Below are 26322 nucleotides of genomic sequence, written 5' to 3'. Positions count from 1 at the left end.
ACGAAGCGCCCACATCCCCCCGCACGGGTGGAAACCATCACGACCTGCACAGCCGGTCCCCGGAAAGGAAGCACGTTGCCTCCCATGAGCCACACCGGCACCCGCTCCCGCACGCTCTCCCGGTCCCGGCGTCTGGCGGCGGCGATCGCCGCCACCCTCGCCGTCACGGCCGGCAGCATGGCAGCCGCTCCCGCAGCCACCGCCACCACCCACGCGGCGCCGGCCACGACGACCGCGACCACGGCCGACGCCGTACCCGCGTTCCCTCTGAATTCCGAGATCATCAGCGCGGGCGCCACCGGCTACCTCAGCAAGAGCAGCTCCGGCCAGTACCACTGGACGCGCGCCGCCGACGGCACCTCGACCGCGATGGCCCCCCAGACGCCCATCCTCGGCGCCGTCTCCGACATCCTCGTCACCACCGTCGGCGACCGCGTCCTGCGCCTCACGGACATGGCCCCCTCCGGCGCAACCCCGGTCGACCTCGACCTCAAGACACTCACCGACGGCACCCACACCGCCTTCGGCGCGGTCGGCACGACCATCCTCACCAGCGTCACCACTCCCACCGGGGCCGTACAGCTCCACCTCGTCGCCCCCGGCGCCAACGGCACCGTCACCGACCACGCGGTCACCGGACTGCCCACCGGAGCCGCGTCGTTCACCCTCGCCTCCGCGATCCCCGGCACCGCCCTCATCGGCTACAAGGCCGGCGGCACAACCTGGTTCGCCGTGATCGACCCGGCGACCAACACGGCGACCGAGACCTACCCCGCCCCGCAGTCGACCTCCGACTCGCCCTCCGCCGCCATCTCCGCCACACACGTGGCCTGGGTCGAGAACACGACGGGCCGATACGGCGAACGCCTGGTCGACGTGGTCGTCACGAACCGCAAGACCTCTGAAAGCCGGCGTTTCTCCGTCGACGGGAAGAGCGTCGGGGTCCGCGTCGGCCTGACGGGAGACTGGGTCACTTTCGGCGAGGACGCCACCGACCCCGTCAGCGACCGAGCGCCGTACGTCGCCCGGCCCCTCACCGCCGCCTCCACCTCGGACAAGCCGCTGCTGGAGCACGCGACGAGCCTCACCACCGCTCCCGACGGGACCCTTCTCGTACGCGGCGGTTCACTGACGGACGGCGAAGGCGAAGGGCTCTACCGGGTCGTCGCGGGTGCCGACGGCACCATCGATCGCCGTCTCGTCGCCACAACCGGCGAGACGACCCGGTTCGCGGTGACGGGACACAACATCACGGACACCATCGACTTCGACAAGAACGGCGGCATCGACATCCGTCCTGGACGGCGGGCGCGGTCCCGGCTCGGTCACCCTCGACTGGGACGGGCAGCGCGACGACGGCTACGGCGAGCCCACCTCGTACGGGCTCATGCGCAACGGCCCCGTCGAGTGGACCGCGACCGTCTCGCCGGTCGACGGGGTGGGCGAGCCCGTGCACCTGAGTGGCACGAGCACGATCACGCGCAAGCCGCAGCCGCGCGACTTCACCGACAACGGATCGCCGGACCTGCTCATGTTGAACGAGCAGGGCACGGTGGAAGTGTGGGACACCGCGCACACCCCGCAACGCACCTCCCTCGGCTGGTACAACACGTATTCCGGCTTCAACGGCTGGGGCGTCTACGACCGTCTGTCCGTCCCCGGGGACCTCGGCGGAAACAGCACCCCGGAGATCATCGCCCGGGACAAGAGCGGCGACCTGTGGCTCTACTCCAGGGCGTCGTACGACGCTTTCCTCAGCGCAAGCCCGACCTCCTCGCCACCGACAAGTCCGGCGGCCTGTGGCTCTACCCCGGCACCGGCAACCTCAACGCCCCGTTCAGCGACCGCAAGAACATCGGCAGCAGCTGGGGCATCTACAACCAGATCGTCGCCACCGGAAACGCAGGCGTGCTCTGGATGTACCTCGGCAACGGAGACGGCACCTTCGCCCCGCGCGTGAAGCTCGGCGGCGGCTGGAACGAATACACCCGGATCGTCAGCGTCGGAGACCTCAACCGCGACGGCCACCCGGATCTGATCGGGTACACCCCCGGGGAAGTGGAGGTACCCGACCTTCCGTACCCCGCGACCGGCTACGTGTACTGGGGCACGGGCGACTGGCGAGCCCCCTTCAAGCCGAGGGCCGCGCACTGGATTCCCGGCGCGGACGCGAAGCAGGTCTTCTAGCGGCGAGGTCCCACCCGGCCGGTTCCCGGCGGCACACGGTGAACGTGTCGAGCGGAGACCGGGTGGGACCACCCCCTTTCCGGGAGTCGCCTCTTCCGGTGTCGCGCACCAAGGGCGCTCGACAGGCCGAATCCCGGGAATCGGCCACCCTTTCGAGATTCCGTTGATGCCCGTACAACCCCCCTCACGGCTCGCGAGTCTCATGAATCGAGAGTGCACGAAGCGCCCTCAATGCCCCAAGGGGGAGGATTTACCCATGTCCCGCGCACGTAGCACCCTTGCCGCTGCCGTCACCACCGTCCTGGCGTTGACCGCCGGCGCCCTGACCGTCGTACCGGCGTACGCGGCGGCGGCTCCGGCGCCCGCTGCCGCCTCCGCCCAGCAGCAGGCCCAGCTCTCCTTCCCCGCCAGGAGCGAGATCGTCAGCGCCGGGACGAAGGGCTTCCTGACCAAGGGCGAGAAGCTCCTGTGGACGGACCTGCAGACCGGCGCCACGACCGAGCTGCCCGGGACGCCGATCGGCGACAGCGCCTCGGACGTCGTCGGCGTGACAACCGCCCCGAACGTCTTCCGGATCTACGACATGGCCTCGGGCGCCGAGCCCGTGACCATCGACCTGAGCGGCCGGGGCGTCACGTACACCGCCGCCGGGATCAGCGGCACGACGCTCGCCCTGTGGGCAGGCGGCGAACTGCATCTGGTGAGCGACGAGGGCGGCACCGTCCAGGACCGGAAGGTGCCCGGCATCACCGCGGCAGCCGTATGGGGCGCCACGGTCACGCACACCCGGCAGAACGAGTTCGCCGTGGCGTACCGGAGCGACAAGCCCACGGTGGCCGTCGTCGACGTCACCACCGGCACCGTCACCGGGTTTCACAGCGCCAAGGAGACATCCAGCGTCTTCGCGTCGGACACCTCCGTCGTGTGGACCGAGCAGTCCGGCGGCTCGTTCGACCTGGCCGTCCTCGACCGGGCCACCGACACGACCACGGTCACCCCGCTGGGCAGCGGGCAGCGGGCACAGGTCGAGCTGATCGGCGACTGGGCCCTCACCGCCGACCCGCGCGGGCTGATGAACGCCGTGTCGCCGGACCTCGTCCCGCTGACCGCGCGTTCCCTCAAGGACCGGACCACCACGGTGCGGCTGCTCGACCACCGCTCGTCCGCCGCCCTCGCCCCCGACGGCACCCTGCTGGTCCGCGGCGGTACGGAAGAACACGGCGAGGGGCTGTACCGGATCTCGCTCGGCGAGAACGGCATTCCGACCGCCGCGCTCGTCGCGGGCAGCGGGGAGTCGACCGGACTCGGGACACCGGTGGCCTCGGTCCCGGAGACGGTCACCCTCGGCTCGAACTGGTCCCAAGCGCTGTTCTCCTGGACACTCGCCCGGAACAACGTCCAGGGGAAGCTGACGCTTCGTCACACCGCGAGCGGACTGACCAAGAACGCCACGGTCTCCAGCGTGTACACGACCAAGCCGCCGTTCACTGTTTCCTATGGATGGTTCGGCCTCCTGGACACCGCGAGCGCGCCCGCCGGCGACTACACCTGGGAGTTCACGGCCACTCCCTTGAACGGCATCGGCGATCCCGTGAGCGCCTCGGGTTCCTTCGCGGTGACCCGCCCCGTCGCCGCCGCGCACGACTTCGACGGCAACAGCTCCCCGGACGTCCTCGCCCGGGACGCGGCCGGCCGACTGTGGCGCGACGACACGTTCTTCCCCGACCAGGAGGTGATGCCGGCCGGGCGTTCCCTGGTGGGCGGCGGCTGGCAGGAATACGACCGGATCGAAGTGGCGGGCAACCTCGGCGGCTCCGCCACGGACGACCTCGTCGCGCGCGACAGGACGGGCGGTCTCTGGCTGTACCAGGGCAAGGGCGACGGCGGATTCACGCCCAGGACGAGGATCGGCACCAACTGGCAGATCTACGACAAGATCACCGGCGGCGGCGACCTGACCAGCGACGGCAAGCCCGACCTCCTGGCCACCGACAAGTCCGGAGGCCTCTGGCTCTACCCCGGCACCGGGAACGTCAACGCCCCGCTCGGCGACCGTAAGAAGATCGGCGGCGGCTGGGGCGTCTACAACCTGGTCACCGCCACCGGCAACATGGCCGGCGCGTCCCCCGGAGACCTCCTCGCCCGCGACTCCTCCGGCGTCCTGTGGCTGTACCTCGGCCTCGGCAACGGCACCTTCACCCCCCGCGTCAGGGTGGGCGGCGGCTGGAACGCGTACACCCATCTCGTTCCCATCGGCAACGCCGACCGGTACGGCCGCCCCGACCTGCTCGCCGTCGGCCCGAACGGCTCGTACCTCTACGCGAGCAGCGGCATCTGGAACCGTCTCTTCATGTCGCGCCGGAACACCGGGCTCTACTCGGGCGAGACCACCACCTTCAACGACTACTCCTGACACGCCCGTTTCGGCACAACGACAGCTCTGCACGCATGAGTTGCGGCCGAGTCCCCTCGCCTGATCGATATTCAGATCGCAAGGGGGCTCGGCTACTGTGTGGCCCATGCAGGGGGAACCGGAAAACAATTCGAATTCGGGCAGTCTGGACGGCAGCGGGGCCATGCCGCTGGAACCGGGGGATCCCCGGCAGATCGGCGCGTTCAGACTGCTCGGTGTCCTCGGGTCCGGGGGGATGGGGCGGGTCTATCTCGGCGCCGTGCCCGGGAAGTTCGCCGCCGTGAAGCGGGTTCTTCCCGTGCTCGCCGAAGACGCCGACTTCCTCAGCCACTTCGGCCACGAGCTCGACAACCTCGCCCGGCTCCCCGCCGGCGCCAACACCAAGCTGCTCGCCAGCGACCGCACGGCCAAGCCGCCGTGGTTCGCGACCGAGTACATCCCGGGCATCACCCTCAACGAGGCCATCCGGCTGCACGGCGGTCCCCTCCCGGGTCATGCCCTCTGGCGGCTCCTCCATCATGCCGCCGCCGGGCTCGGCGTCGTCCACGGCGCCGACATGGTGCACCGCGACCTCAAGCCCTCCAACGTCATGCTCACCTCCTCCGGCCTCTCGCTCATCGACTTCGGCGTCGCGCGCGCCGCCGACCAGAGCCGGCTCACCAAGACCGGCATGGTCATCGGCACACCCGCCTACATGGCACCCGAGCAGGCCGTCGCCGACCGCCGGCTCACCGGCGCCGCCGACGTCTTCGCCCTCGGCAGCCTCCTCCTCTACGCGGCGAACGGCCGCCCTCCCTTCGGCGACGGCTCCGGCCCCGACCTGCTCTACCGCGTCGTCCACGCCGAGCCCGAGTTCGGGCAGCTCGCGCAGACCGAGCCCGAGCTCGCCGAGATCGTCCGGACCTGTCTCTCCAAGGACCCGGCGGACCGCCCCACGGCCGCCGAGCTCGTCGAGCGGACCACCGAGCGCGCCTCGGGCGCCCTCTGGCCCTCCGCCGTCGGTGAACGCATAGCCGAGCGGGCCGCCTTCGCCGCCGAGGTGCCGACCGCCGAGCACCTGGCGGAGCTCGCGAAGGCCGAGCCCGCCGAGGACGTCGCCACGGCTTCCCTCACCCCGCAGGCGGGCTCCAGGGAGCCCGCGACCGCCTCGCCCGATCCGCTCGCCGTCACCGGTTCCGCCGCGTCCGGCGCGCGCGAGAAGCGGCGCAACCGGTTCGTCATGTTCGCCGTGCCCGTGGTCGTGGCGACCGGCACCACCCTGACCGTGGCCCTCGGCCCGTACCAGATCGGTCAGCTCGGCGCGGGCCCCGGGCCCTCCTCGTCGCCGTCCACCGTGGCCTCGCAGCCGGCGAACGTACAGCTGCCGTCGACGCCCGGTTCGTCTTCCGCCACGACCCCGCCCGGCGCCAAGCCGCCGTCGTCCAGGCCGCCGGGCTCCTCGCCCGGTGCGCCCCCGCCCGCCGACGGCGGCGCGGTCGGCGGTGGCGGTGTCGTCGGCGGCACCGGCTCCCAGCCGAGTGGCGGTGGCGGGAACGGCTCCGGCGGCGGGGCCGAACCCTCCGACCCGTCCGGCGGCGGATCCAACCCCACGGCCTCCGGCGGAGGCGCCACGACCCGTCCTCCGGCCACGCGGCCGGCGCCGACCACGAAGCCCGCGCCGCCGCCGGCCACCGGCGGATCGGCGCCGTCGGGGACGTACTCCCTGGAGAACGCGTCCACCGGCAACTGCCTGGCGGAGTACAACGCGGGCTTCGGCGACCTCGTCACGTCCGCCGAATGCGGCTCCAAGGGCAACGGCGGCACCACGTACTGGTTCTCCTGGACCTACTCACCCGGCGCGAACGGCACGTTCCAGCTCAGGAACAGGCATTCCGGCCGCTGCCTGCAGCCGGCGGGGAACACCACCGTCACCACCGCCGCGTGCACCGGCTCCTCGGCCCAGTCCTGGAAGGTCGTCTCCTCGACGTCGTCCGGGCAGATGTTCAAGAACTCCAGCGACGGTCAGTGTCTGACGGCCGGGTCGTTCGCCATGACGTACGCCTGCGGCTTCGGGACGGACCAGCAGGCGTGGCGGAACATCTCAGCCCTCTGACCGAACGCCGAAGACGGGGACCGCCACCTCCCCCTCCCGCCGGAAGGAGACCTCCAGCTCCATCCCGATCCGGAGGTCGCCCTCCGCGACGTCCACGACCTCCGTCATCATGCGCGGGCCCTCGGCGAGGTCGACGACCGCCGCCGCGTACGGGACGCGCTCGCCGAAGGGCGGGAGGTCGTTCCGGTGGACGACCGACCAGGTGTAGAGGGTCGCGCGGCCGCTCGCGCGCTCCCAGGTCACGTCCTCGCTCCAGCAGTGCGGGCAGAACTCGCGCGGGTAGTGGTGGACGCGGTCGCAGGCCGTGCAGCGGCGCAGGAGGAGGTGTCCCTCGGCGGCGGCGTCCCAGTACGGGCGGGTGAAGGCGTCGATGTCGGGGTCGGCGGCCGTCATCAGAAGAGTCCGATCGCGTGGTCGAGGGACCAGGTCTGCCAGGACACGGCGAGCAGCGCGACGAGGGAGATGAGCGCCATCATCGCGTTCTGCCCCTGCTCGGCCCAGTCGTGGATCATGAGGACGAGGTAGAGGAGGTTCAGGAGGAGGCCGCCGATCAGGGCGACCGGTGTCAGGAAGCCGGCCACCAGGCCGAGTCCGAGGGCCAGTTCGGCGTAGACGACGACGTACGCCATGAGCTTGGGGCGCGGTGCGACGATCGTCTCGAAGCCCTTCCTGACCGGCGGCCACTTGTGCCTGCCCGCCACGTCGGCGGCCCAGGCGATGCCCGTGCCGCGCTCGAACCAGCCCTTCTTGTCCTTGTGGCGCCAGCTCTCCAGCCACCACAGGCCGAGGCCGATGCGGAGGACGGCGAGCCATTCGGCGCCGGTGAGCCAGACGGTCTGCATGCGCGCTCCCCCTCGTGGAACACTGGGACACCACTCGATCTGACGGTACGTCAGTTCAGCGCAGCCCCGCCTCCCGCGCAAGGGGCGGGCACCGGGCGACCGGGGCGAGCGGTCGAAACGAGCGGCCGAAGCGGCACCGGCGTGACCGATTCGCAACCGAAATCCCTCTTGACCGAGACCCACAGCGTGTACACGTCATTACGCTCAGCATTCATGGCCACCACCCCCCTTCCACTCTCTCCACAGACTGCCCACCCCGTGTACGTCATCGGCGCGGGCCCCGGCGGGCTCGCGGTCGCCGCCGCCCTGCGCGCGCGGGGCGTCCGGGCCGTCGTCCTGGAGAAGTCCGACGCCGTCGGCGCCTCCTGGCGCGCCCACTACGACCGGCTGCGGCTGCACACCACCCGACGGCTCTCCGCTCTTCCCGGCCTCAGGATCCCCCGCTCGTCCGGGCGCTGGGTGGCCCGTGCGGACGTGGTGCGCTACCTGGAGAAGTACGCGGAGAAGCACGAACTGGAGATCGTGACGGGCGTCGAGGTCTTCCGTGTCGAGCGGGCCGGCGCCGACTGGGTCCTGCACGCGACCGGCGGGCGCCGGCTCACCGGGCGGGCCGTCGTCGTGGCCACCGGGTACAACCACACGCCGCGCCTCCCCGACTGGCCCGGCCGTGACGCGTACAAGGGGCGCCTCGACCACGCCCGGACCTATCGCAACCCGGAGCCGTACACCGGGAAGGACGTCCTCGTCGTCGGCATCGGCAACACCGGCGCCGAGATCGCCGCCGACCTCGCCGACGGCGGGGCCGCCCGCGTGCGGCTCGCGGTGCGGACCGTCCCGCACATCGTGAAGCGCACCACCGCCGGCTGGCCCGCGCAGCGCTCCGGCATCCTCGTCCGCCGCCTGCCGACGGGTCTCGTCGACCGGCTGGGCGCCCTCGCGGCCCGGGTCGGGACGCCGGACCTCTCGGCGTACGGGCTGCCCCGGCCCGACAAGGGCCTCGCGACGCGCCAGCGCGAGGGGGCGATCCCGGTGCAGGACGTGGGCCTGATCGACGCGGTACGGGCGGGGAAGGTCGAGATCGTCGCGGCCGTGGAGGGCTTCGAGGACGGCGAGGTGGTCCTCGCGGACGGCACCCGGATCACCCCGGACGCGGTGATCGCGGCGACCGGCTACCGGCGTGCCCTGGAGCCGCTCGTCGGGCATCTGGACGTGCTCGACGGGCGCGGGCATCCGGTGGTGCACGGGGCGCGCTGCCCGCGCGAGGCGCCGGGTCTGTACTTCACGGGGTTCACGAACCCGATCAGCGGGATGTTCCGGGAGCTGGCGATCGACGCGGAGAAGATCGCCCGCCGGATCGCGCGGTAGCCCGGTCCGGCCGCATCCGCGGAGGCGCCGCTTGCGGACAACCACCACCCCGGGCAACCGGCGCCTCATGCGACCGCCGCCCCGGACACCGCCACCCCCGGGCGACCGCCACCCCGGACACCGCCACCCCCGGGCGACCGCCACCCCCCGGACACCGGCGCCTCACGCAACCGCCGCCTCACACCTATTCCTGACTGGCCGTCAGTTCTGTAATCTGACGTAGCGTCAGGTGTATACGGATGGGTGAAGGGCGGGCGGAACACATGCTTGGATCGACTCACGGCACCTTCACCACCGATCTCCGCGCCCGCGTGGTCGCCTGCGGGGAGTCGCCCCGCACCACCGTGCACGGCGTCACCGCCGCCCCCGGCGACCAGGACGTCAGCGGGCGCCCGCTGCACGCCGCCGTGCCCGACCTCGACCGCTTCTTCCGGCCCGAATCCGTCGCCGTCGTCGGCGCATCCGACACCGAGGGCCGGCCCAACACCGGGATCACCCGTCAGCTGCTCGCCTGGGCCGAGCGGGTCGGCGCCCGGATCGTGCCCGTGCACCCGACCCGTACCAGCGTGTTCGGGATCGACTGCGTCCCCTCCGTCGGCGCGCTCACCGAACCCGTCGACCTCGCCGTCCTCCTCGTCGCCGACCCGCTCCCCGTCATCGAGGAACTCGCCGAGACCAAGGTGAAGTTCGCGGTCGCCTTCGCCTCCGGCTTCGCCGAGACCGGCGCGGCCGGGGCCGCCGCGCAGGAACGTCTCGCCGCCGCCGTACGCCGCTCCGGACTCCGCCTCCTCGGCCCCAACACCAACCTCAACGCCTTCGAGCGCTTCCGGGAGGACCTCGACGGCCCCGCCGTCGCCCTCATCACCCAGTCCGGCCACCAGGGGCGGCCCGTCTTCACCCTCCAGGAGCTCGGCGTCCGCCTCTCCCACTGGGCGCCCACCGGCAACGAGGCCGACCTGGAGACCTCCGACTTCATCTCGTACTTCGCCGGCCGACCCGAGGTCGGCGCCATCGCCTGTTACGTCGAGGGCCTCAAGGACGGCCGCTCCTTCCTCCTCGCCGCCGACCGGGCCGCCCGCCACGGCGTCCCGGTCGTCGCCGTGAAGGTCGGCCGCACCGAGACCGGCGCCCGTACGGCCGCCTCGCACACCGGCAAGCTCACGGGCGCCGACCAGGTCGTCGACGCGGCCATGCGCCAGTTCGGGGTGATCCGGGTCGACGGGCTCGACCAGCTCCAGGACACCGCGACCCTGCTCGCCCGCGCCCGCCGCCCGCGGGCCGACGGTGTCGTCGTCTACTCCATATCCGGCGGCACGGGGGCCCACTTCGCCGACCTTGCCACCGAGGCGGGTCTCCAGCTGCCCACCCTCCCGCAGGCCAAGCAGGACGAACTCCACCAGTGGATCCCGGAGTACCTGAGCGTCGCCAACCCCGTCGACAACGGCGGCCACCCGGTGGGCGACTGGCGTGGCCGGAAGATCATCGACGCGATCCTCGCCGACCCGTCGGTGGGTGTGCTGATCTGTCCGATCACCGGGCCGTTCCCTCCCATGAGCGACAAGCTCGCCCAGGACCTCGTCGACGCCGCCGAGGCGACGGACAAGCTGGTGTGCGTGGTGTGGGGATCCCCGGTCGGTACGGAGGACGCCTACCGCACGACCCTGCTCGGCTCCTCGCGCGTCGCCACCTTCCGTACGTTCGCCAACTGCATCGGGGCCGTGAAGGCCTACCTCGACCACCACCGCTTCACCACCTCCTACCGCTCCCCCTTCGACGAGGCGCCCCGCACCCCCTCCCCCTCCTTCCGCAAGGCCCAGGCCCTCATGCGGCCCGGCCGGCGGCTCAGCGAGCACGCGGCGAAGCAGCTGCTGCGGGCGTACGGGATACGGGTGCCGCGCGAGCAGCTCGTCACCAGCGCGGCGGCGGCCGTCCGGGCCGCCGGGCTCGTCGGCTACCCGGTCGTGATGAAGGCCTCGGGCGCCCAGCTCGCCCACAAGACCGAGCTGGGCCTGGTGAAGGTGGGGCTGACCTCCGCGAGCCAGGTCAGGGACGCCTACCGCGAACTCACCGACATCGCCCGCTTCGAGTCGATCGACCTCGACGGGATCCTCGTCTGCCAGATGGTCGGCCGCGGCGTGGAGATGGTGGTGGGCGTGACCCGCGACGACCTGTTCGGCCCGACGGTGACGGTCGGGCTCGGCGGGGTCCTGGTGGAGGTCCTCGACGACACGGCGGTACGGGTCCCGCCGTTCGGGGAGTCCGAGGCGCGCTCGATGCTCGCGGAACTGCGCGGCCGGGCCCTCCTCGACGGGGTACGGGGTGCGCCGCCGGCCGACGTGGACGCGCTCGTCGAGGTGGTGCTGCGGGTCCAGCGGATGGCCCTGGAACTCGACGGCGACCTCGCCGAGCTCGACATCAACCCGCTGATGGTGCTGCCGCGCGGGCAGGGCGCGGTGGCACTGGACGCACTCGCGGTCTGTCGATAGCCAACACCCTCTGGGAGCTCTTGTGACCGACGTGCCGGATGTCCTCCACACCGATGTCCTCCACACCGTCGAGAACGGCGTCTCGTGGATCACCCTCAACCGCCCCGAGGCGATGAACGCGGTCACCTGGGACCAGCGGGAACGCATCATGGCCCTGCTCGACGAGGCCTCCGCCGACCCGGACGTCCGGGCGGTGGTGCTGACGGCGACGGGCCGGGGCTTCTGCGCGGGGGCGGACCTGCGGGGCGCGCCGGCGGTCTCGGAGACCGTCCCCGGGGACGTGGCGCGCACGATCCGGCGCGGGGCGCAGCGGTTCATCGGGGCCGTCATGGACTGCGAGAAGCCGGTGATCGCGGCGGTGAACGGGACGGCGGCGGGGATCGGGGCGCACCTCGCGTTCGCGTGCGATCTGGTCCTGGCGTCCGAATCGGCGCGTTTCATCGAGGTGTTCGTACGGCGGGGGCTCGTCCCGGACGGCGGCGGGGCGTATCTGCTCCCGCGGCTGATCGGGCCGCAGCGGGCGAAGGAGCTGATGTTCTTCGGGGACGCGGTGTCGGCGGCGGAGGCGTGCGGCATGGGCCTGGTGAACCGGGTCGTCCCGGCGGAGGAGCTGTCGAAGACGGCCCGGGAGTGGGCGGAACGGCTGGCGCAGGGCCCGACGCGGGCGCTCGCGCTGACGAAGCAGCTGGTGAACGCGTCCCTGGACGTGGACCGTGCCGCCGCCTTCGCGGCGGAGGCGGCGGCGCAGGAGATCAACATGACGACGCGGGACGCGAAGGAGGGTGTGGCGAGCTTCGTGGAGCGGCGGGAGGCGCGGTACGAGGGGCGGTAGCCGTCGAGGTCGGGCGGACGCCCGGCCTGAACCGGGGCACGGGGACGCCGGCGCCGACCGCGTTCGCGTACCAGCGGTACGCGAACGGGCGGGCGATCGGCGGGGCCACCCGCGCCACGTTCACGCTCACCAAGGCGCAGCGCGGGACCCGGATCACCGTCCGGGTGACCGCCCACCGCACCGGGCACACCTCGGGTGTCGCCTGGACGCGGGCGACGGGCGCCGTCGCCGGCTGATCCGGCGGTCGTGCGGGTGAGGAGCCCCCGGGGCGGCGGTCCTGCCGTCGTCCCGGGGGCTTTCGCGCGCCGGCTTCCCGCTGGTCTCCGCCGTCCCCGCCCCTTCTCATCTGACGATCCGTCAGGTTCAATGGACGATGTGATGGGACACGCGGGGATGGCGGCCACCGTCGTCCGACACCTGAGAGCGGCCGGTTCGCCGACGGCCGTGGAACCACTGCCCCGGCCGATGCTGCGCGCGGTACGGGAGGACGAGCGACCGCCCGTCGACCCGGCCGAATTCCGTCGCGTCCTCGGCCACTTCGCGAGCGGGGTCACGATCGTGACCGCGCTCGACGCGGAAGGACCGGCCGGATTCGCCTGCCAGTCCTTCGCCTCGCTCTCCCTCGACCCGCCCCTGGTCGCCTTCATGGTCGCCCGTACGTCGACGACCTGGCCCCGGATCGCGGACGCGGGCACCTTCTGCGTCAACATCCTCGGAGCCGACCAGGGCCCGCTGTGCCGGTCGTTCGCGGTCAGCGGGGCGGACAAGTTCGCGGGCGTCGACTGGACCCCGGCCCCTGCCACGGGCTCACCGCGGCTGCCCGGCGCGCCCGCCTGGATCGACTGCGCGATCACCGCCGTGCACACCGGGGGCGACCATCTGATCGTGGTGGGGCGGGTGGAGTCGCTGGGGGCGGAGGAGGGCGGAGATCCCTCGCCACTGCTGTTCCACCGGGGGAGGTTCGGACGCTTCGGCGCCTAGGGATGTCCGGCCTGATCGGCAGGACACCCCCTGGGCGCTGAAGCACCGTCAGGCCTCGATCGCCCCTGTGTACAGGCCCGCGCTGCCGAGCAGGAACACGGTCAGCACCGCGACCGTCCCCCACACCAGCAGCGCCACGAAGTAGCCCCGCCGCGCGTGGCGCGTGACGAGCACCGCCACGGCCAGGCACACCGTGGCCACCAGCCAGCCCGGCCCGCCGGCGAGCGGCCACAGCAGGGCCCCCGCCGCGGTCGAAAGGAGCAGCTGCCAGCCGGTCGGACGCCCGCCCAGCCGGCGCGTCAGGGCTTCCCCGAGGAGCACGATCGGCAGCACGAGCGCCACGGAGACCACGAGCGCCGGCAGCAGCCAGAACACCGCGAGCAGCGGGAGCGCGAGGAGGGTCAGCGCGCTGAGGCGCTCCTCGCCCGGCTCCGGCTGCCCGGCGTCCCCGAACACCACGAGGAGGATCAGGGCGACGGCCCCCTCCAGGGCCAGTGCGAGCACCGATGCCCACAGCATCCTGCTGTACGTACGGCCCTCGTCCCGCTCGCCCGTGCCACGCTCGTTCACCGCACGCTCGCGCAGACCACGCTCGCTCATGCGCGATCACCCCCTGACAGCCATCATGCGCCCGCCGGGGACGGCGTCATCGTCCGGGGTCGGCGGATCACCAGGGCCATCAGGGCCGCCGCCGCGCACAGCGCGCCCGAGGCGTACCAGACGAGGTCGTACGAGCCGAAGACGTCACGGGCCACTCCGCCCGCGAACGCGACGGCCGCCGCGCCCACCTGGTGGGAGGCGAGGACCCAGCCGAAGACGATCGCCGAGTCCTCGCCGTAGTGCTCGCGGCAGAGGGCGATCGTCGGCGGCACCGTGGCCACCCAGTCCAGGCCGTAGAAGACGATGAAGAACAGCATCGGCGGGTGCACGGACGGCGCGAGCAGCATCGGCAGGAAGAGGAGGGAGATCCCGCGGAGCGCGTAGTAGACGGCGAGGAGTCGGCGGGCCTCGAAGCGGTCGGTGAACCAGCCCGAGGCGATCGTGCCGACGACGTCGAAGACCCCGATGACCGCGAGCAGTCCGGCCGCCGCCGTCACCGGCATCCCGTGGTCGTGGGCCGCCGGTACGAAGTGGGTCTTCACCAGACCGTTCGTCGAGGCTCCACAGATCGCGAACGTGCCCGCCAGCAGCCAGAACGGGCCGGTGCGGGCCGCCTTGAACAGGACCGTGACCGCACGCCGGGCCGCGCCCGTGACGGGCGCCGGCTTTTCGGCGTACTCCCCGCCGTACGGGGCGAGCCCGACGTCCGCCGGGTGGTCCCGGAGCAGCAGCCACACGAACGGGACCACCGCGAGGGCGGCGAGCGCCACGGTCACGGCCGCCGGGCGCCAGCCGTGGTGCTCGACCAGCCAGGACAGCAGCGGCAGGAACACCAGCTGCCCGGAAGCGCCGGCCGCCGTGAGGATGCCCGTCACCAGGCCCCGGCGTGCCACGAACCAGCGGTTGGTGACCGTCGCCGCGAACGCGAGCGCCATCGAGCCGCTGCCGAGCCCGACGAGCACGCCCCAGAGGAGGACGAGCTGCCAGGCCGCCGTCATCCACACCGTGAGCACCGAGCCCAGCGCGATGACCGTCAGCGCCACGGCCACGATGCGGCGGATGCCGAAGCGGTCCATGAGGGCGGCGGCGAAGGGGGCCGTGAGGCCGTAGAGGGCGAGGTTCACCGAGACGGCGAAGCCGATCGTGCCCCGCGACCAGTCGAACTCCTCGTGCAGCGGCTCGATCAGCAGGCCGGGGAGCGACGCGAACGCCGCCGCGCCGATGATCGTGACGAAGGTGACCGCCGCGACGAACCAGGCGCGGTGCATCCGGGGCGTCCGGGGGTCACGGAAGGTACGGGGGGCCCGCCCGTCGGGAGTGTCTGCGGGCGGCGTCTCGGTTGTCTGGGCCATGCCACTGAGCATCCCGGCCCGCCCCCGCGTCCGGCCATTGGCCCGGACGACAGCTTTCGAACGGATCGGGCCATGGATCGGGACACACGGATCGGGACGGACGGACCAGGACACGGACGGGACCCACGCTGCCGCTCACACCCTCGGCAGCGTCCTGATCGGGCGTACCGCCAGCAGCGCGCCCACCACGAGCACCGCGATCCCCGCCCCCACCAGCAGCACCTCCTCCGTGCCGACCGCCGCCGCCACCGGCCCCGACAGGGTGCGGCCGACGCCCATCATCAGGAGCGAGCCGGCCACGTCGTACGCGTGCATCCGGTTCAGCGCCTCCTGCGGTACGTGGGTCTGCACGGCCGTCGACCACATCACCAGCCAGAAGGCGAAGGCCGCACCACCGATGAACTGGCCCGCGCCGAGCAGCGCCACGGGCGCGCCCAGGCCGAGCAGCGCGAGGTTCACGGGGAGGCCGAGGAGTGCGACCGCGCCCGCCGCGAGGGGGGTGCGGGGGCGGAGCCGGAGGGCGAGCAGGCCGCCCACCGCGCTGCCCGCGCCGTTGACGGCCATGAGTACGCCGTACGTGGCCGAGCCGTGGTCCTCGGTGACCAGGCTCGCGGTGAGCGGCACCATGGGGCCGGCCACGGTGAGCCCGTACACGGTCCAGATGGCGATGACACCCCAGAGCCAGTTCCGCGCCCTGAACTCCCGCCAGCCGCCGACGAGTTCGGCGCCGAGGGAGTCGCGTCCCAGGGAGTCGGAGGGGATCGGGGCGATCCGCATCAGGGTGAGGCAGAGGGCGCTGACCGCGAACGTCGCGCCGTTGACGGCGAAGGCGGCGCCCGCGTTCCACACGGCGACGAGCACGCCCGCCACCGCCGGACCCGCCATGATCATGAGGGCCTCGACGACCCGGAGGACGGCGTTGGCGCGCTGCACGTCGGGGGCGATGCGCGGGATGGTCGAGGCGACGCCCGGCTGGAAGAGGGCGGCGCCGACGCCACTGAGGACGGAGAGGGTGTAGACCGCCCAGAGGGGCGGGCCGCCGAGGGTGAAGGCGACGGCGAGGACGGCCGCTCCGGGCAGCCGCAGCAGATCCGCGAGGATCATCATGCGGCGGGCGGTGAAGCGGTCGGCGAGGACGCCGCCGAAGAGGACGAAGAGCGCGAAGGCGGCGGTCCAGCCGCCGAGCGCGTAGCCGACGGTGGCGCCGGAGTGGCCGGCACCGAGAAGTCCGGCGGCGAAGGCGACCGGGACCATGCCCTCGCCGAAGACGGCGACTGCCCGGGCGACGAAGAAGAGCCGGAAGTTACGGTTCCACAGTGCGGGCGGCTCGGCCGGCGCGGGAATCCGCTCGGCGGCCTCAGACTTGTACGTGTTGTCCGTCACGGAGAGGTAGACCTATCACCACGTGGTCTACACCACCACTGATTTTCGACCGATCTCCGGAGGGAGCACCGCCCGTGCCGCCGTCGTCCGAACCGCCCCCGCACCGCGTCGCCGTGCTCGCGCTGCCCGGCCTCCTCCCCTTCGAGCTGGGCATCCCGCACCGCATCTTCGGCCGCGCGAAGGACGGCGGGGGGCGTCCGCTGTACGAGATCGTCACCTGTGCGACGGCCGCAGGGCCGGTGCCGACCGACGCGGACTTCTCGATCCACGTCGAGCACGGCCCGGAGGCCCTCGCCACCGCCGACACCGTCGTCGTACCGGCCTCGTACGAGCTCGGCCCGGTCTACGACGAGGGACGGCTCACCGGCGAACTGGCCGCCGCACTGGCCCACATCCGGCCCGGCACCCGGCTCGTCTCCATCTGCACCGGCGGGTACGTGCTCGCCGCCGCCGGGTATCTGGACGGGCGCCCGGCCACCACCCACTGGTCCTCCGCCGAGCACTTCCAGCGGCTCTTCCCGCGCGTCAGGGTCGACGCGGACGTCCTGTTCGTCGACGACGGCGACGTCCTCACCTCGGCGGGCGTGGCCGCCGGGATAGACCTGTGCCTGCACATCGTGCGCCGCGACCACGGCACCGCCGTCGCCAACGACGTCGCCCGCAGGACCGTCGTACCGCCGCACCGGGACGGCGGTCAGGCCCAGTACATCGAGCGGCCCCTGCCGGAGGCCGGGACCCACACCACGACCACCGCACGGGCCTGGGCCCTCGCCCACCTGCACGAGCCGATCCAGCTGCGGGACCTGGCCGAGAAGGAGGCGATGAGCGTACGGACGTTCACCCGCCGCTTCCGTGACGAGGTGGGCATCAGCCCCGGCCAGTGGCTCACCCAGCAGCGGGTCGAACGCGCCCGGCACCTCCTGGAGTCCACCGGACTGCCCGTCGACCGGGTCGCGCAGGACGCGGGGTTCGGCACGGCGCAGTCGCTGCGGGTGCACCTGATGAGCGCGATCGGGGTGACGCCGACGTCCTACCGGCGGACGTTCCGCACGGCCGCGTCCGCGTCCTCGGAGGCTTCTCCCTGAGGCCGGGGCAGCGGACGGTCGCCGCCCTCTCGCTCCCGGACGAGCCGCCGCTCCCCCGTCGCTCCGACCAGGACGAGCAGGCCGGTCAGACCGACCCCCCAGAGGATCGCCGTGGACGGCGCCACGACCTTGAGCAGACCGCCGGCGAGGGTGCCGCTGGCCGCGTAACCGGCGCCCACCGCCGCGTACATGACCGAGTACCCGGCGGCGAGCGCCGACGGCGGCAGGAGCTCTCTGAGGGCCAGGTTCCGGGCCAGGCTCGCCGGGGCCTGGAGGAGCCCGGCCGCCACCAGGGCCACCGCGATCCCCATCGCCGAGGGCAGTACGGCGACCAGGGCGACGCCCGAGGCGACCGCGAGGACCAGGACGAGGGACTGGACGGTCAGCGTGCCCGGCCAGTCGGCCCGGAGGCCGTACGCGAACGCGCCGACCGCCGAACCGATCGAGAACCCGGCGAGCAGCAGACCCGCCCAGCCGATGCCGATCCCCCGCTGTTCGAGGAGCGCGGGCAGGATCAGCTCGGCGAGCGCGAGCAGCGTCAGACCGGCCGCCCCCAGCACGTACACCGGCCAGGCCCGGAGCAGCGCCCGCCGCGTCGACGCGCCGTCCTCCTTGGCCGCCTGCTGCCAGCCGGGCGGGAGCGTCCACAGCCCGGTGACGGACAGACCCATCAGGACGCCCATGAGCAGCAGGGGTACGGCGGGGTCGACGCCGAGCGCCAGACCGGTGGTGAGGGCGGGAGCGGCGGCCCAGATGCCGAAGGTCAGCACCGACTCCATGCTCATCGCCTGGGTCACGGCCCGCTCGGGGACGAGGCTGGTGAGGAGCGCGCGCAGCCCGCCGGGCACGGCGGCGGGCCCGGCGCCGGCGAGCAGGGCGAGGGCGGCGAGCACGAGGGGGTGCGCCCCGGGCGCGAGCCCGAGACCCGCGAACCCGGTGGCCCCGACGGCGAGTCCGGCGACGAGCTGCGGCCGGGCGTGCTCGGCGTCCAGCCGCAGGCCGAGGACGGGCGCGGCGACGATCTCCCCGATGACGTACGCGGCGGCGAGCACGGCTCCGAGCGTGTACCCGCCGGGGCGCTCCCGGACGAGGAACACCAGGGCGAGGGGGGCCATGGCCACGGGGAGCCGACCGGCGACGGTGACGGCGGACCAGGCGAGGACGGGGCGGGTGGCGAGCTCGCGATAGGACATGCCCAGGACCGTAACGACGGACACCCGTGCGGCCCACCTCGTTTTCCCACCGCGCTCGCCCCGTCCCGCCTTCCGCCTCGCCCTCCCCTCCGGCGCCGCGACCACCCGCGAGAGGAGACTCAGAAGGTGAGGACCCCCCGGGCCACCTTGCCCGCCTCCGCGTCCTCCACCGCCCTCGCGAACTCCTCCACCGGGTACGTGGCGGTGACGAGTTCGTCGAGGAGGAGGAGGCCCGATCGGTACAGCTCGGCGTAGAGCGGGATGTCGCGCTGCGGGCGGGAGGAGCCGTACCGGCACCCCAGGATCGACTTGTCCAGGAACATCGCGGCGGGCAGGAAGCTCGCCTCCTCCTTCGGCGCGGTCATGCCGAGGAGGATCGCCTGCCCGTGCCGGTCGAGGAGGTCGATCGCGGTCCGGACGAGCCCGGCGTGCCCGACGCATTCGAAGACGTGGTCGGCGCCGGTGGGGAGGATCTCCCGTACCCCGTCGGTGGAGGTCAGGAAGTGGCTCGCCCCGAACTGCCGGGCCACCGCCTCCTTCGCCGGGTTCGTGTCCACGGCCACGATCGTCAGCGCGCCCGCGATCCTCGCGCCCTGGAGGACGTTGAGCCCTATCCCGCCCGTGCCGATGACGACGACCGTCTCGCCCCGCCCGACCCTGGCCCGGTTCAGTACGGCCCCGACCCCGGTGAGGACGCCGCAGCCCATCAGCGCCGCCGAGGTCAGCGGGATGTCCTGCGGGATCCTCACCGCCTGGACCGCCTTCACGACGGTCCGCTCCGCGAACGACGAGTTCGACGCGAACTGGTAGAGCGGCCGCCCGCCCCGCGAGAACGGCTGCCCCGGCATCCCGATGGCCTTCCGGCACATGGTGGGCCGTCCGCGGTCGCAGTCCGCGCAGGCCCCGCAGTTGGCGAGGGTCGACAGGGCCACGTGGTCGCCCGGTTCGACGTGCGTGACCCCCGGTCCGACCGCCTCGACGACCCCGGCGCCCTCGTGGCCGAGGACGACGGGAGGGGGGAAGGGGATGGTCCCGTCGACGACCGACAGATCGCTGTGGCACAGTCCGGCCGCCGCGATCCCCACCAGCACCTCGCCGGGCCCGGGGTCCCGTACCTCCAGGTCGTCGACGACCTGGACCTGCTTCCCGTCGAACACCACACCCCTCATGAGCCGTTCTCCTCGCTCGTGTCGGGACGGGTGCCGGTGGCGGGGCCCGTGCCCCCGGTGCCGCCCGTGCCCCCGCCGTGGCCCGTGCCCGCGTTGGGGCGGTCGCCCGCCGCCGCGGCCCGGGCCATCTCCTCGAGGCGCGCCAGCATCGGCATCGGATCCACCCCCACCGTCCCCGGCAGGAAGTCCGCGATCCGCTCGGGGGTCCAGGCGCCGCCCTCCGCGTATCCCGCCCGCAGTTCCCTGGGCTGCGCCCAGACCGCGATCTTCGGGCCGGCGATCGTGTAGACCTGGCCGGTGATCCTCTCCGCGCGGGCCCGCTCGGAGAGCAGGTAGACGACGAGGGCGGCCACGTCCTCCGGCTCCCCGATCTCCTTCAGCTCCATCGGGACGTTCGCCGACATCCGGGTCCGCGCCACCGGCGCCACCGCGTTCGCCGTCACCCCGTACTTGTGGAGGCCGAGCGCCGCCGACCGCACGAGGGAGATGATCCCGCCCTTCGCGGCCGCGTAGTTGGCCTGGGCCACCGAGCCCTGGTGGTTGCCGCTCGTGAAGCCGATGAGGGTCCCGGTCCCCTGGCGCCGCATGATCGCCGAGGCCGCCCGGAAGACCGTGAACGTGCCCTTGAGATGCGTCGCGACGACCGGGTCCCACTCCTCCTCGGACATGTTGAAGAGCATCCGCTCGCGCAGGATGCCCGCCACGCACACGACCCCGTCCAGGCGCCCGTACTCGGCGAGGGCGACGTCGACGACCCGCTGTCCGCCCGCCATCGTCGAGATGTCGTCGGCGACCGCGACCGCCGTGCCACCCCCCGCCTCGATCTCCTTCACCACCGACAGCGCGATCTCCGAGGTCGGCTCACCGCCCTCGATCGACACCCCGTAGTCGTTGACGACGACCTTCGCGCCCTCCGCCGCGCACACGAGGGCCACGGCGCGGCCGATGCCCCGTCCCGCGCCCGTCACGGCGACGACCTTGCCAGCCAAGAAGTTCCCCACGCCCGGCCCCTCCCGCAGTTTCTGACGGTCCGTTAGATTCATTCGTCGTCAGGATTCTACGGTCCGTCAGATATCGGAAAACAAGACCCCGGAGGCCCCGATGTCTCTGCCCGCCGCATTCCACGAGATCGCCAAGCGCGTCAACAACTGGGGCCGTTGGGGCCAGGACGACGAGATCGGCACCCTCAACCTCGTCACCGACGAGGTCGTACGGGAGGCCGTCGCCACCGTCCGCACCGGCCACCGCGTCCCCCTCGCCGTCGACCTCAAGCAGGACGGCGTCCAGACCGGCATGATCCCCGGCCGGGTCAATCCGCTCCACGTCATGGTCCAGATCAACCAGGAGCTCTTCGGCCCCGGCACGGTCGCCACCAGCGACGACGCCGTGACCCTCGGCCTCCAGGCCGGCACCCACTGGGACGCCCTGACCCATGTCTCCCACTCCGGCCACATCTACAACGGCCGCCCTGCCGGCACCATCACCCCGCACGGCCGCTCCGAGTTCAGCGGCATCCACACGGCCCGCCACCTCGTGAGCCGCGGGGTCCTGCTCGACGTGGCCGCCGCCAAGGGCCTCGACCGACTGCCGGGCGACCACGCCGTCACACCCGAGGACCTGGACGAGGCCGCCGACTTCGCCGGGGTGACCGTACGGTCCGGCGACATCGTGCTCGTACGGACGGGTCAGATGCAGTCGTACCTGGCCGGCGACCGGCACGGATACGCTTTTCCGTCGCCCGGACTCTCGATCCGCACGCCGGAGTGGTTCCACGCCCGGGACGTCGCGGCCGTCGCCGACGACACCCTCACCTTCGAGATCTTCCCGCCCGAGATCGAGGACCTGTGGCTGCCCGTGCACGCCCTCGACCTGGTCGAGATGGGCATGCTCCAGGGGCAGAACTGGAATCTGGAAGCTCTGTCCACAGCCTGTGCACAAGAGCGGCGCTACGCCTTCCTGCTCTCCGCGATGCCCGAGCCCTTCGTGGGCGGTACGGGCACACCGGTGGCACCGGTCGCCATCCTCTGAGCACCGGTACATCGACGGGTGGCGGCGCGCACGGCTCGGCCGCCGTCACCCGCCACCCGGCCGCGAACCGTCAGCAGTGCACCCGGCCGGGCGTCATCGACGCCCCCGGCCCCGCACCGGGGCCGACGCCGGGGACGTGTCCCGAGCCGTGCCCCGAACCATGTCCCGAGCCGTGCCCCAGACCCGGCGAAGGCGCGGCCGGAGCCGGGTCCACCTCGCACCAGATACTCTTGCCGGCACCCTCGGGCTGCCAGCCCCACCGGTCCGCGAGGCCGTCGACCAGCTCCAGGCCACGCCCATTGGTGTCGTCGCCCTCCGCGTGCCGGGGCCGCGGCGGGCGGTCGCTCGCGTCCGCCACCTCGACCCGCACCCCGCCCTCCGCCGCGAACAGCATCCGCAGCACGGCCGGACAGCCGGTGTGCACCACGGCGTTGGTCACGAGCTCGGAGATGAGGAGCACCAGCGTCTCGGCCAGCGGCTCGTCATCGCCTATGCCCGAGCCGGCGAGCCGCGACCGGGCCCACCTCCGGGCTCGCCCCACCTCCGCCGGGTCCGGCCCGACCTCCAACTGAACCTGAAGCACCTGCACCGCTCACACCATCCGAACCGGCGGACACATCGCCTCGCGCCTCACAGCCATCGACGCCCTTACGGAACGTGATTCCCTTGTGAGACAGCATGGTTGACGTACAGTCACCGCAACAAGCGCTTCGGGCATATTCCAGCGCGAAGGAGTACGCGTAGTCCATACTGTGCGACGCACGCTGCGGGGAGTCGAACAGGAGCGCGCGGAGCGCCTCCTCGGGGCGCGAGCGGCGCGCATTCCCGGGTCCGGAGTCACCTCAGGGGCGACACCGGGACGATCCGGGCCAACGAGCACTCGCATCCCACGGAGCGTACCGGAGGCGGAGGCCGACTCCGGGCCGTGACGGCCCCGCCGAAGGACACAACCAGATATCAACATTCCGTGACCCGGCGCGCGCGGAGAGCGATGCCGGGAGTCACAGTCCGGCTGCCACCGCCTCCTCGGCGCGCGCGGCCGGCAGGCGCAGCCCGGCCCGCACCCAGGCGCGCTTGAGATGCAGGTGGACGTCGGCCTCCCAGGTGAATCCCATGCCGCCGTGGACCTGGAGGCAGTCGCGGGCGTTGGCGGTCGCGGCCTCGTCGGCGAGGAGCTTGGCGCCGGCGATCTCGACGGGGTCGACGGTGAGGGAGGCGGCGCGGACGGCGGCGCGGGCGAGCTCGGTCCGGACGAGCATCCCGGCGCAGAGGTGCTTGACGGCCTGGAACCCGCCGATGACCTGCCCGAACTGCTCCCGCTCACGAGCGTAGGAGACGGCCGTCTCGGTGGTCCGACCGGCACTTCCCACCTGCTCGGCGGCCGTGAGCAGGGCGGCCTGGAGACGCGCCTCCCCCTCGCCGGGAGCGGGCACGGACACGGGCACGGGCACCCGGTGGAGCGGGGTGAGCGGATCCACCGACCGCATCGGTACGGCCCCGGTGGTGTCCCCCAGCACCACATCCGCCTGCTCCAGCCAGGGGACCAGCCCTTCGTCCACGGCGGTGACGACGACGGCCCCTTCCGCCGCCCCCGGCACGGACCCCGCCGCCATGTGCGTGGCGACGAGGGGCCCGGGCAGCAGCACACGCCCCGCCTCCTCGAACACGAGGACCGCCTCCGGAAGGCCCAGACCCACGCCGCCCTCCTCCTCCGGCAGCCGCAGCGCGAAGAACCCGGCCGCGCCGAGTTCCCGCCACAGGTCGCGGTCCAGCGCCCCGCCGGAGTCGACCGCCGCCCGCAGTGCCTCCCGGCCGAAGCGGCCTTCCAGGAGGTCCCGTACACCGCCCCGCAGGGCCCGCTGGTCCTCGGTGAGTCGGAAGTCCATGGCGGGAGTCACCGGCCCTTCGGCAGGCCGAGGATGCGCTCGGCGACGATGTTGCGCTGGATCTGGGAGGTGCCGGCCGCGATCGTGTACGAGAGGGAGGACAGCCGGTCGAGGGTCCAGTCGCGGCCGAGGTCGAGCGAGTCGGGGCCGAGGACGGCGGCGGCGGCCTCGTACAGCTCCTGGCGGGCGTGCGAGTAGTGCAGTTTGAAGACGGAGCCGCCCGCGCCGGGCACCCCGCCGGTCGCCTGGGCCTCGCTGACGTTGGCCTGGACGATCCGCCACAGGGCCTGGAACTCGGCGGAGAGCCTGCCGAGGCGGCGGCGCAGGACGGCGTCGTCCCAGGTGCCGTTCTTCCGTGCGGCACGGGCGAGTTCGCCGAGGAGGCGGCGGCAGGCGACGACCTCGCCGACGAACGCGGTGCCGCGTTCGAAGGAGAGGGTGACCATGGTGACCCGCCAGCCGTCGTTCTCCTCGCCGACCCGGTTCTCGACGGGCACCCGCACCTCGTCGAGGAAGACCTCGGCGAACTCGGTGGAACCGGCGAGCGTCCGCAGCGGCCGCACGGTGATGCCGGGGGCGTCCATGGGCATCGCGAGCCAGGTGATGCCCCGGTGTCTGGAGGGCGCCTCGGGGTCCGTCCGCACCAACAGCTCGCACCAGTCGGCGACCTCGGCGTGCGAGGTCCAGATCTTCTGGCCGGTGACGACGTACGCGTCCCCGTCCCGTACCGCCCGGGTACGGAGCGAGGCGAGGTCGGAGCCGGCGCCGGGCTCGCTGAAGCCCTGGCACCAGACGTCGTCGCCGCGCAGGACCGGCGGCAGCCAGCGGGCGCGCTGTTCGGCCGTCCCCTCGGCGGCGATCGTCGGGCCCGCGTGGAGGAGGCCGACGAAGTTGGCGCCGACATAGGGCGCCCCGGCGAGTTCGGTCTCCTCCAGGAAGATCAGCCGCTGGGTCGGGGAGGCGTCCCAGTGCACGTCGGCGTATCCGGCGTCGTGGAGCCGGCGCTGCCAGCCGCAGTCGTACGCCCGGCGGGCCGGCCAGTCCATCGGGTCGGGTCTCGGCGGGAGTCCGGGCAGGGCGGCGGTGAGCCATTCCCGGAGCCGGGCGCGGAACTCCTCCTCCTCGTCGGTGCAGGAGAGGTCCATCAGGCGGTGCCCCGCCCGACGTCGGCGCCCCGCCCGAAGTCGACGTCCCGGTCGAGGTCGAGGTCGAGCATGCGGATGGCGTTGCCCCGCATGAGCTTGTAGACCGTCTCGTCGTCGAGGCCCTGGACGTGGTCGAGGGCGACCTCCTTGGTGTGCGGGAAGGTCGAGTCGACGTGCGGGTAGTCGGTCTCGAAGGTGGCGTTGTCCCTCCCCACCACGTCCAGGGAGGCGATCCCGTGCTTGTCGCGGAAGAAGCAGCAGAAGATCTGCCGGTAGTAGTACGTGGACGGCGGCTCGGGGACGAGGTCGCGGACGCCGCCCCAGGCGCGGTGCTCCTCCCACACGTCGTCGGCGCGCTCCAGGGCGTACGGGATCCACCCCATCTGGCCCTCGCTGTAGGCGAGCTTGAGCCGGGGGAACTTCACGAGGACCCCGCTGAAGAGGAAGTCCATCATCGAGGCCATCGCGTTGTTGAAGCTGAGCGAGGCCTGGACGGCGGGCGGGGCGTCGGGCGAGGCGGCGGGCATCTGGCTGCTGGAGCCGATGTGCATGTTGACCACCGTGCCCGTCTCCTGGCAGACGGCGAAGAAGGGGTCCCAGTAGCCGGAGTGGATCGACGGCAGGCCGAGGTGGGTGGGGATCTCGGAGAAGGTGACGGCCTTGACGCCGCGGGCGGCGTTGCGCCGGATCTCGGCGACGGCGAGGTCGATGTCCCAGAGCGGGATGATGCAGAGCGGGATGAGCCGGCCGCCGCTGTCGCCGCACCACTCCTCGACCATCCAGTCGTTGTAGGCGCGCACGCAGGCGAGGGCGACCTCCTTGTCGTGGGCCTCCGCGAAGGTCTGGCCGCAGAAGCGGGGGAAGGTGGGGAAGCAGAGGGAGGCCTCGACGTGGTTGAGGTCCATGTCGGCGAGGCGTGCCTTGGGGTCCCAGCAGCCGCGCCGCATCTCGGCGCGGGTGATGCCCTCCAGGGTCATGTCGTCGCGGTCGAAGCCGACGGCGGCGATGTTGCGCTTGTACGGGAACGTGAGGTCCTCGTAGATCCACCAGTCGGTCGGCGGGCCGTCCGGGTCCATCGTGATCTGGTACTTGCCGGCGACGTAGGCGAGCTCCCCGATGCCGGCCGTGAGGGGCTGGGGGCCGCGGTCGCGGTACTTCTTCGGGAGCCAGGTCTCGAAGAGGTGGGCGGGCTCGATCACGTGGTCGTCGACGCTGATGATGCGGGGCAGTTCCGTCATGACCCCTCCATGTTTCTGATGGACCGTCAGATCTGACGGCATCAG

21 protein-coding genes are annotated in these 26322 nt (G+C 72.6%); 9 read left to right on the top strand and 12 right to left on the bottom strand.

Annotated elements, in window-relative coordinates; all coding sequences use genetic code 11:
* The first annotated feature begins 84 nt into the window (after positions 1-84).
* The 3 genes from IF00_RS0126810 (at position 85) to IF00_RS0126800 (ending at position 6692) form a co-directional block, all read left to right on the top strand.
* The gene (locus tag IF00_RS0126810) at positions 85-2187 is read left to right on the top strand and encodes an FG-GAP-like repeat-containing protein (RefSeq protein ID WP_030322302.1); all 2103 of its coding nucleotides are present in this window, start codon (positions 85-87) and stop codon (positions 2185-2187) included.
* A gap of 256 nt (positions 2188-2443) precedes the next feature.
* Complete coding sequence (locus IF00_RS0126805; protein ID WP_030322300.1) at positions 2444-4600, top strand: hypothetical protein; 2157 nt, start codon at positions 2444-2446, stop codon at positions 4598-4600.
* Positions 4601-4706: 106 nt separating this feature from the next.
* A complete protein-coding gene (locus tag IF00_RS0126800) occupies positions 4707-6692 on the top strand; it encodes a serine/threonine-protein kinase (RefSeq protein ID WP_245234646.1) in 1986 nt (661 codons plus the stop codon).
* Here the strand turns inward: IF00_RS0126800 and IF00_RS0126795 are convergent.
* Both IF00_RS0126795 and IF00_RS0126790 read right to left on the bottom strand, forming a co-directional pair.
* On the bottom strand, positions 6681-7085 hold the full coding sequence (locus IF00_RS0126795) for a Zn-ribbon domain-containing OB-fold protein (RefSeq protein ID WP_030322297.1): 405 nt from the start codon (positions 7083-7085) through the stop codon (positions 6681-6683). The genes IF00_RS0126800 and IF00_RS0126795 overlap by 12 nt on opposite strands.
* Positions 7085-7534, bottom strand: a complete 450-nt coding sequence (locus tag IF00_RS0126790; protein WP_030322294.1) for a DoxX family membrane protein — start codon at positions 7532-7534, stop codon at positions 7085-7087. Before IF00_RS0126790 ends, IF00_RS0126795 begins: the two co-directional genes overlap by 1 nt.
* A gap of 213 nt (positions 7535-7747) precedes the next feature.
* On the opposite strand from IF00_RS0126790, the gene IF00_RS0126785 reads away from it, so the two are divergent.
* The 4 genes from IF00_RS0126785 to IF00_RS0126770 all read left to right on the top strand — a co-directional run bounded on the left by IF00_RS0126785 (position 7748) and on the right by IF00_RS0126770 (position 13198).
* A complete protein-coding gene (locus IF00_RS0126785; protein ID WP_030322292.1) occupies positions 7748-8899 on the top strand; it encodes a flavin-containing monooxygenase in 1152 nt (383 codons plus the stop codon).
* A gap of 263 nt (positions 8900-9162) precedes the next feature.
* Positions 9163-11385 (top strand): acetate--CoA ligase family protein, encoded by a 2223-nt coding sequence (locus tag IF00_RS0126780; RefSeq protein ID WP_030322290.1) that lies wholly within the window; start codon positions 9163-9165, stop codon positions 11383-11385.
* Positions 11386-11407: 22 nt separating this feature from the next.
* The gene (locus tag IF00_RS0126775) at positions 11408-12217 is read left to right on the top strand and encodes an enoyl-CoA hydratase/isomerase family protein (protein ID WP_030322287.1); all 810 of its coding nucleotides are present in this window, start codon (positions 11408-11410) and stop codon (positions 12215-12217) included.
* 378 nt (positions 12218-12595) lie between these two features.
* The gene (locus tag IF00_RS0126770; protein WP_245234645.1) at positions 12596-13198 is read left to right on the top strand and encodes a flavin reductase family protein; all 603 of its coding nucleotides are present in this window, start codon (positions 12596-12598) and stop codon (positions 13196-13198) included.
* A gap of 48 nt (positions 13199-13246) precedes the next feature.
* On the opposite strand, the gene IF00_RS41605 is transcribed toward IF00_RS0126770, so the two are convergent.
* From IF00_RS41605 to IF00_RS0126755, 3 genes are all read right to left on the bottom strand, one after another.
* Positions 13247-13798, bottom strand: coding sequence for a hypothetical protein (locus tag IF00_RS41605; protein WP_037639113.1), 552 nt, complete (start codon positions 13796-13798; stop codon positions 13247-13249).
* A 23-nt stretch (positions 13799-13821) separates the two neighbouring features.
* Positions 13822-15150 carry an MFS transporter gene (locus IF00_RS0126760; RefSeq protein WP_037639111.1) on the bottom strand — a complete coding sequence of 443 codons (1329 nt, stop codon included), beginning with the start codon at positions 15148-15150 and terminating at the stop codon, positions 13822-13824.
* A gap of 135 nt (positions 15151-15285) precedes the next feature.
* Positions 15286-16533: an MFS transporter gene (locus IF00_RS0126755; RefSeq protein ID WP_030322280.1), complete on the bottom strand. Its 1248-nt coding sequence runs from the start codon at positions 16531-16533 to the stop codon at positions 15286-15288.
* Between the two features lie 74 nt (positions 16534-16607).
* On the opposite strand from IF00_RS0126755, the gene IF00_RS0126750 reads away from it, so the two are divergent.
* A complete protein-coding gene (locus IF00_RS0126750) occupies positions 16608-17618 on the top strand; it encodes a GlxA family transcriptional regulator (RefSeq protein ID WP_037639110.1) in 1011 nt (336 codons plus the stop codon).
* Here IF00_RS0126750 and IF00_RS0126745 read toward each other — a convergent pair.
* From IF00_RS0126745 to IF00_RS0126735, 3 genes are all read right to left on the bottom strand, one after another.
* Entirely contained in the window at positions 17564-18811 is a 1248-nt protein-coding gene (locus tag IF00_RS0126745; RefSeq protein WP_245234644.1) for an MFS transporter, read from the bottom strand. The genes IF00_RS0126750 and IF00_RS0126745 overlap by 55 nt on opposite strands.
* A gap of 119 nt (positions 18812-18930) precedes the next feature.
* Positions 18931-19980: a Zn-dependent alcohol dehydrogenase gene (locus tag IF00_RS0126740; RefSeq protein ID WP_030322277.1), complete on the bottom strand. Its 1050-nt coding sequence runs from the start codon at positions 19978-19980 to the stop codon at positions 18931-18933.
* Entirely contained in the window at positions 19977-20981 is a 1005-nt protein-coding gene (locus IF00_RS0126735; protein ID WP_030322276.1) for an SDR family oxidoreductase, read from the bottom strand. The genes IF00_RS0126740 and IF00_RS0126735 overlap by 4 nt, the downstream gene beginning before the upstream one ends.
* A 100-nt stretch (positions 20982-21081) precedes the next feature.
* On the opposite strand from IF00_RS0126735, the gene IF00_RS0126730 reads away from it, so the two are divergent.
* Positions 21082-22008: a cyclase family protein gene (locus IF00_RS0126730; RefSeq protein WP_030322274.1), complete on the top strand. Its 927-nt coding sequence runs from the start codon at positions 21082-21084 to the stop codon at positions 22006-22008.
* Between the two features lie 70 nt (positions 22009-22078).
* Here IF00_RS0126730 and IF00_RS0126725 read toward each other — a convergent pair whose 3' ends face one another.
* The 4 genes from IF00_RS0126725 to IF00_RS0126710 form a co-directional block, all read right to left on the bottom strand.
* A complete protein-coding gene (locus IF00_RS0126725; RefSeq protein ID WP_245234643.1) occupies positions 22079-22597 on the bottom strand; it encodes an ATP-binding protein in 519 nt (172 codons plus the stop codon).
* Positions 22598-23009: 412 nt separating this feature from the next.
* Entirely contained in the window at positions 23010-23894 is an 885-nt protein-coding gene (locus tag IF00_RS0126720; protein WP_030322266.1) for an acyl-CoA dehydrogenase family protein, read from the bottom strand.
* Between the two features lie 8 nt (positions 23895-23902).
* Positions 23903-25039, bottom strand: coding sequence for an acyl-CoA dehydrogenase family protein (locus IF00_RS0126715; protein ID WP_030322263.1), 1137 nt, complete (start codon positions 25037-25039; stop codon positions 23903-23905).
* On the bottom strand, positions 25039-26277 hold the full coding sequence (locus tag IF00_RS0126710; protein WP_051820630.1) for an amidohydrolase family protein: 1239 nt from the start codon (positions 26275-26277) through the stop codon (positions 25039-25041). The genes IF00_RS0126715 and IF00_RS0126710 overlap by 1 nt, the downstream gene beginning before the upstream one ends.
* Between the last annotated feature and the right edge of the window lie 45 nt (positions 26278-26322).

Source organism: Streptomyces flavochromogenes (assembly GCF_000717595.1).
GTDB lineage: Bacteria > Actinomycetota > Actinomycetes > Streptomycetales > Streptomycetaceae > Streptomyces > Streptomyces flavochromogenes.
This window is presented reverse-complemented; position numbering and strand designations above follow the sequence as displayed.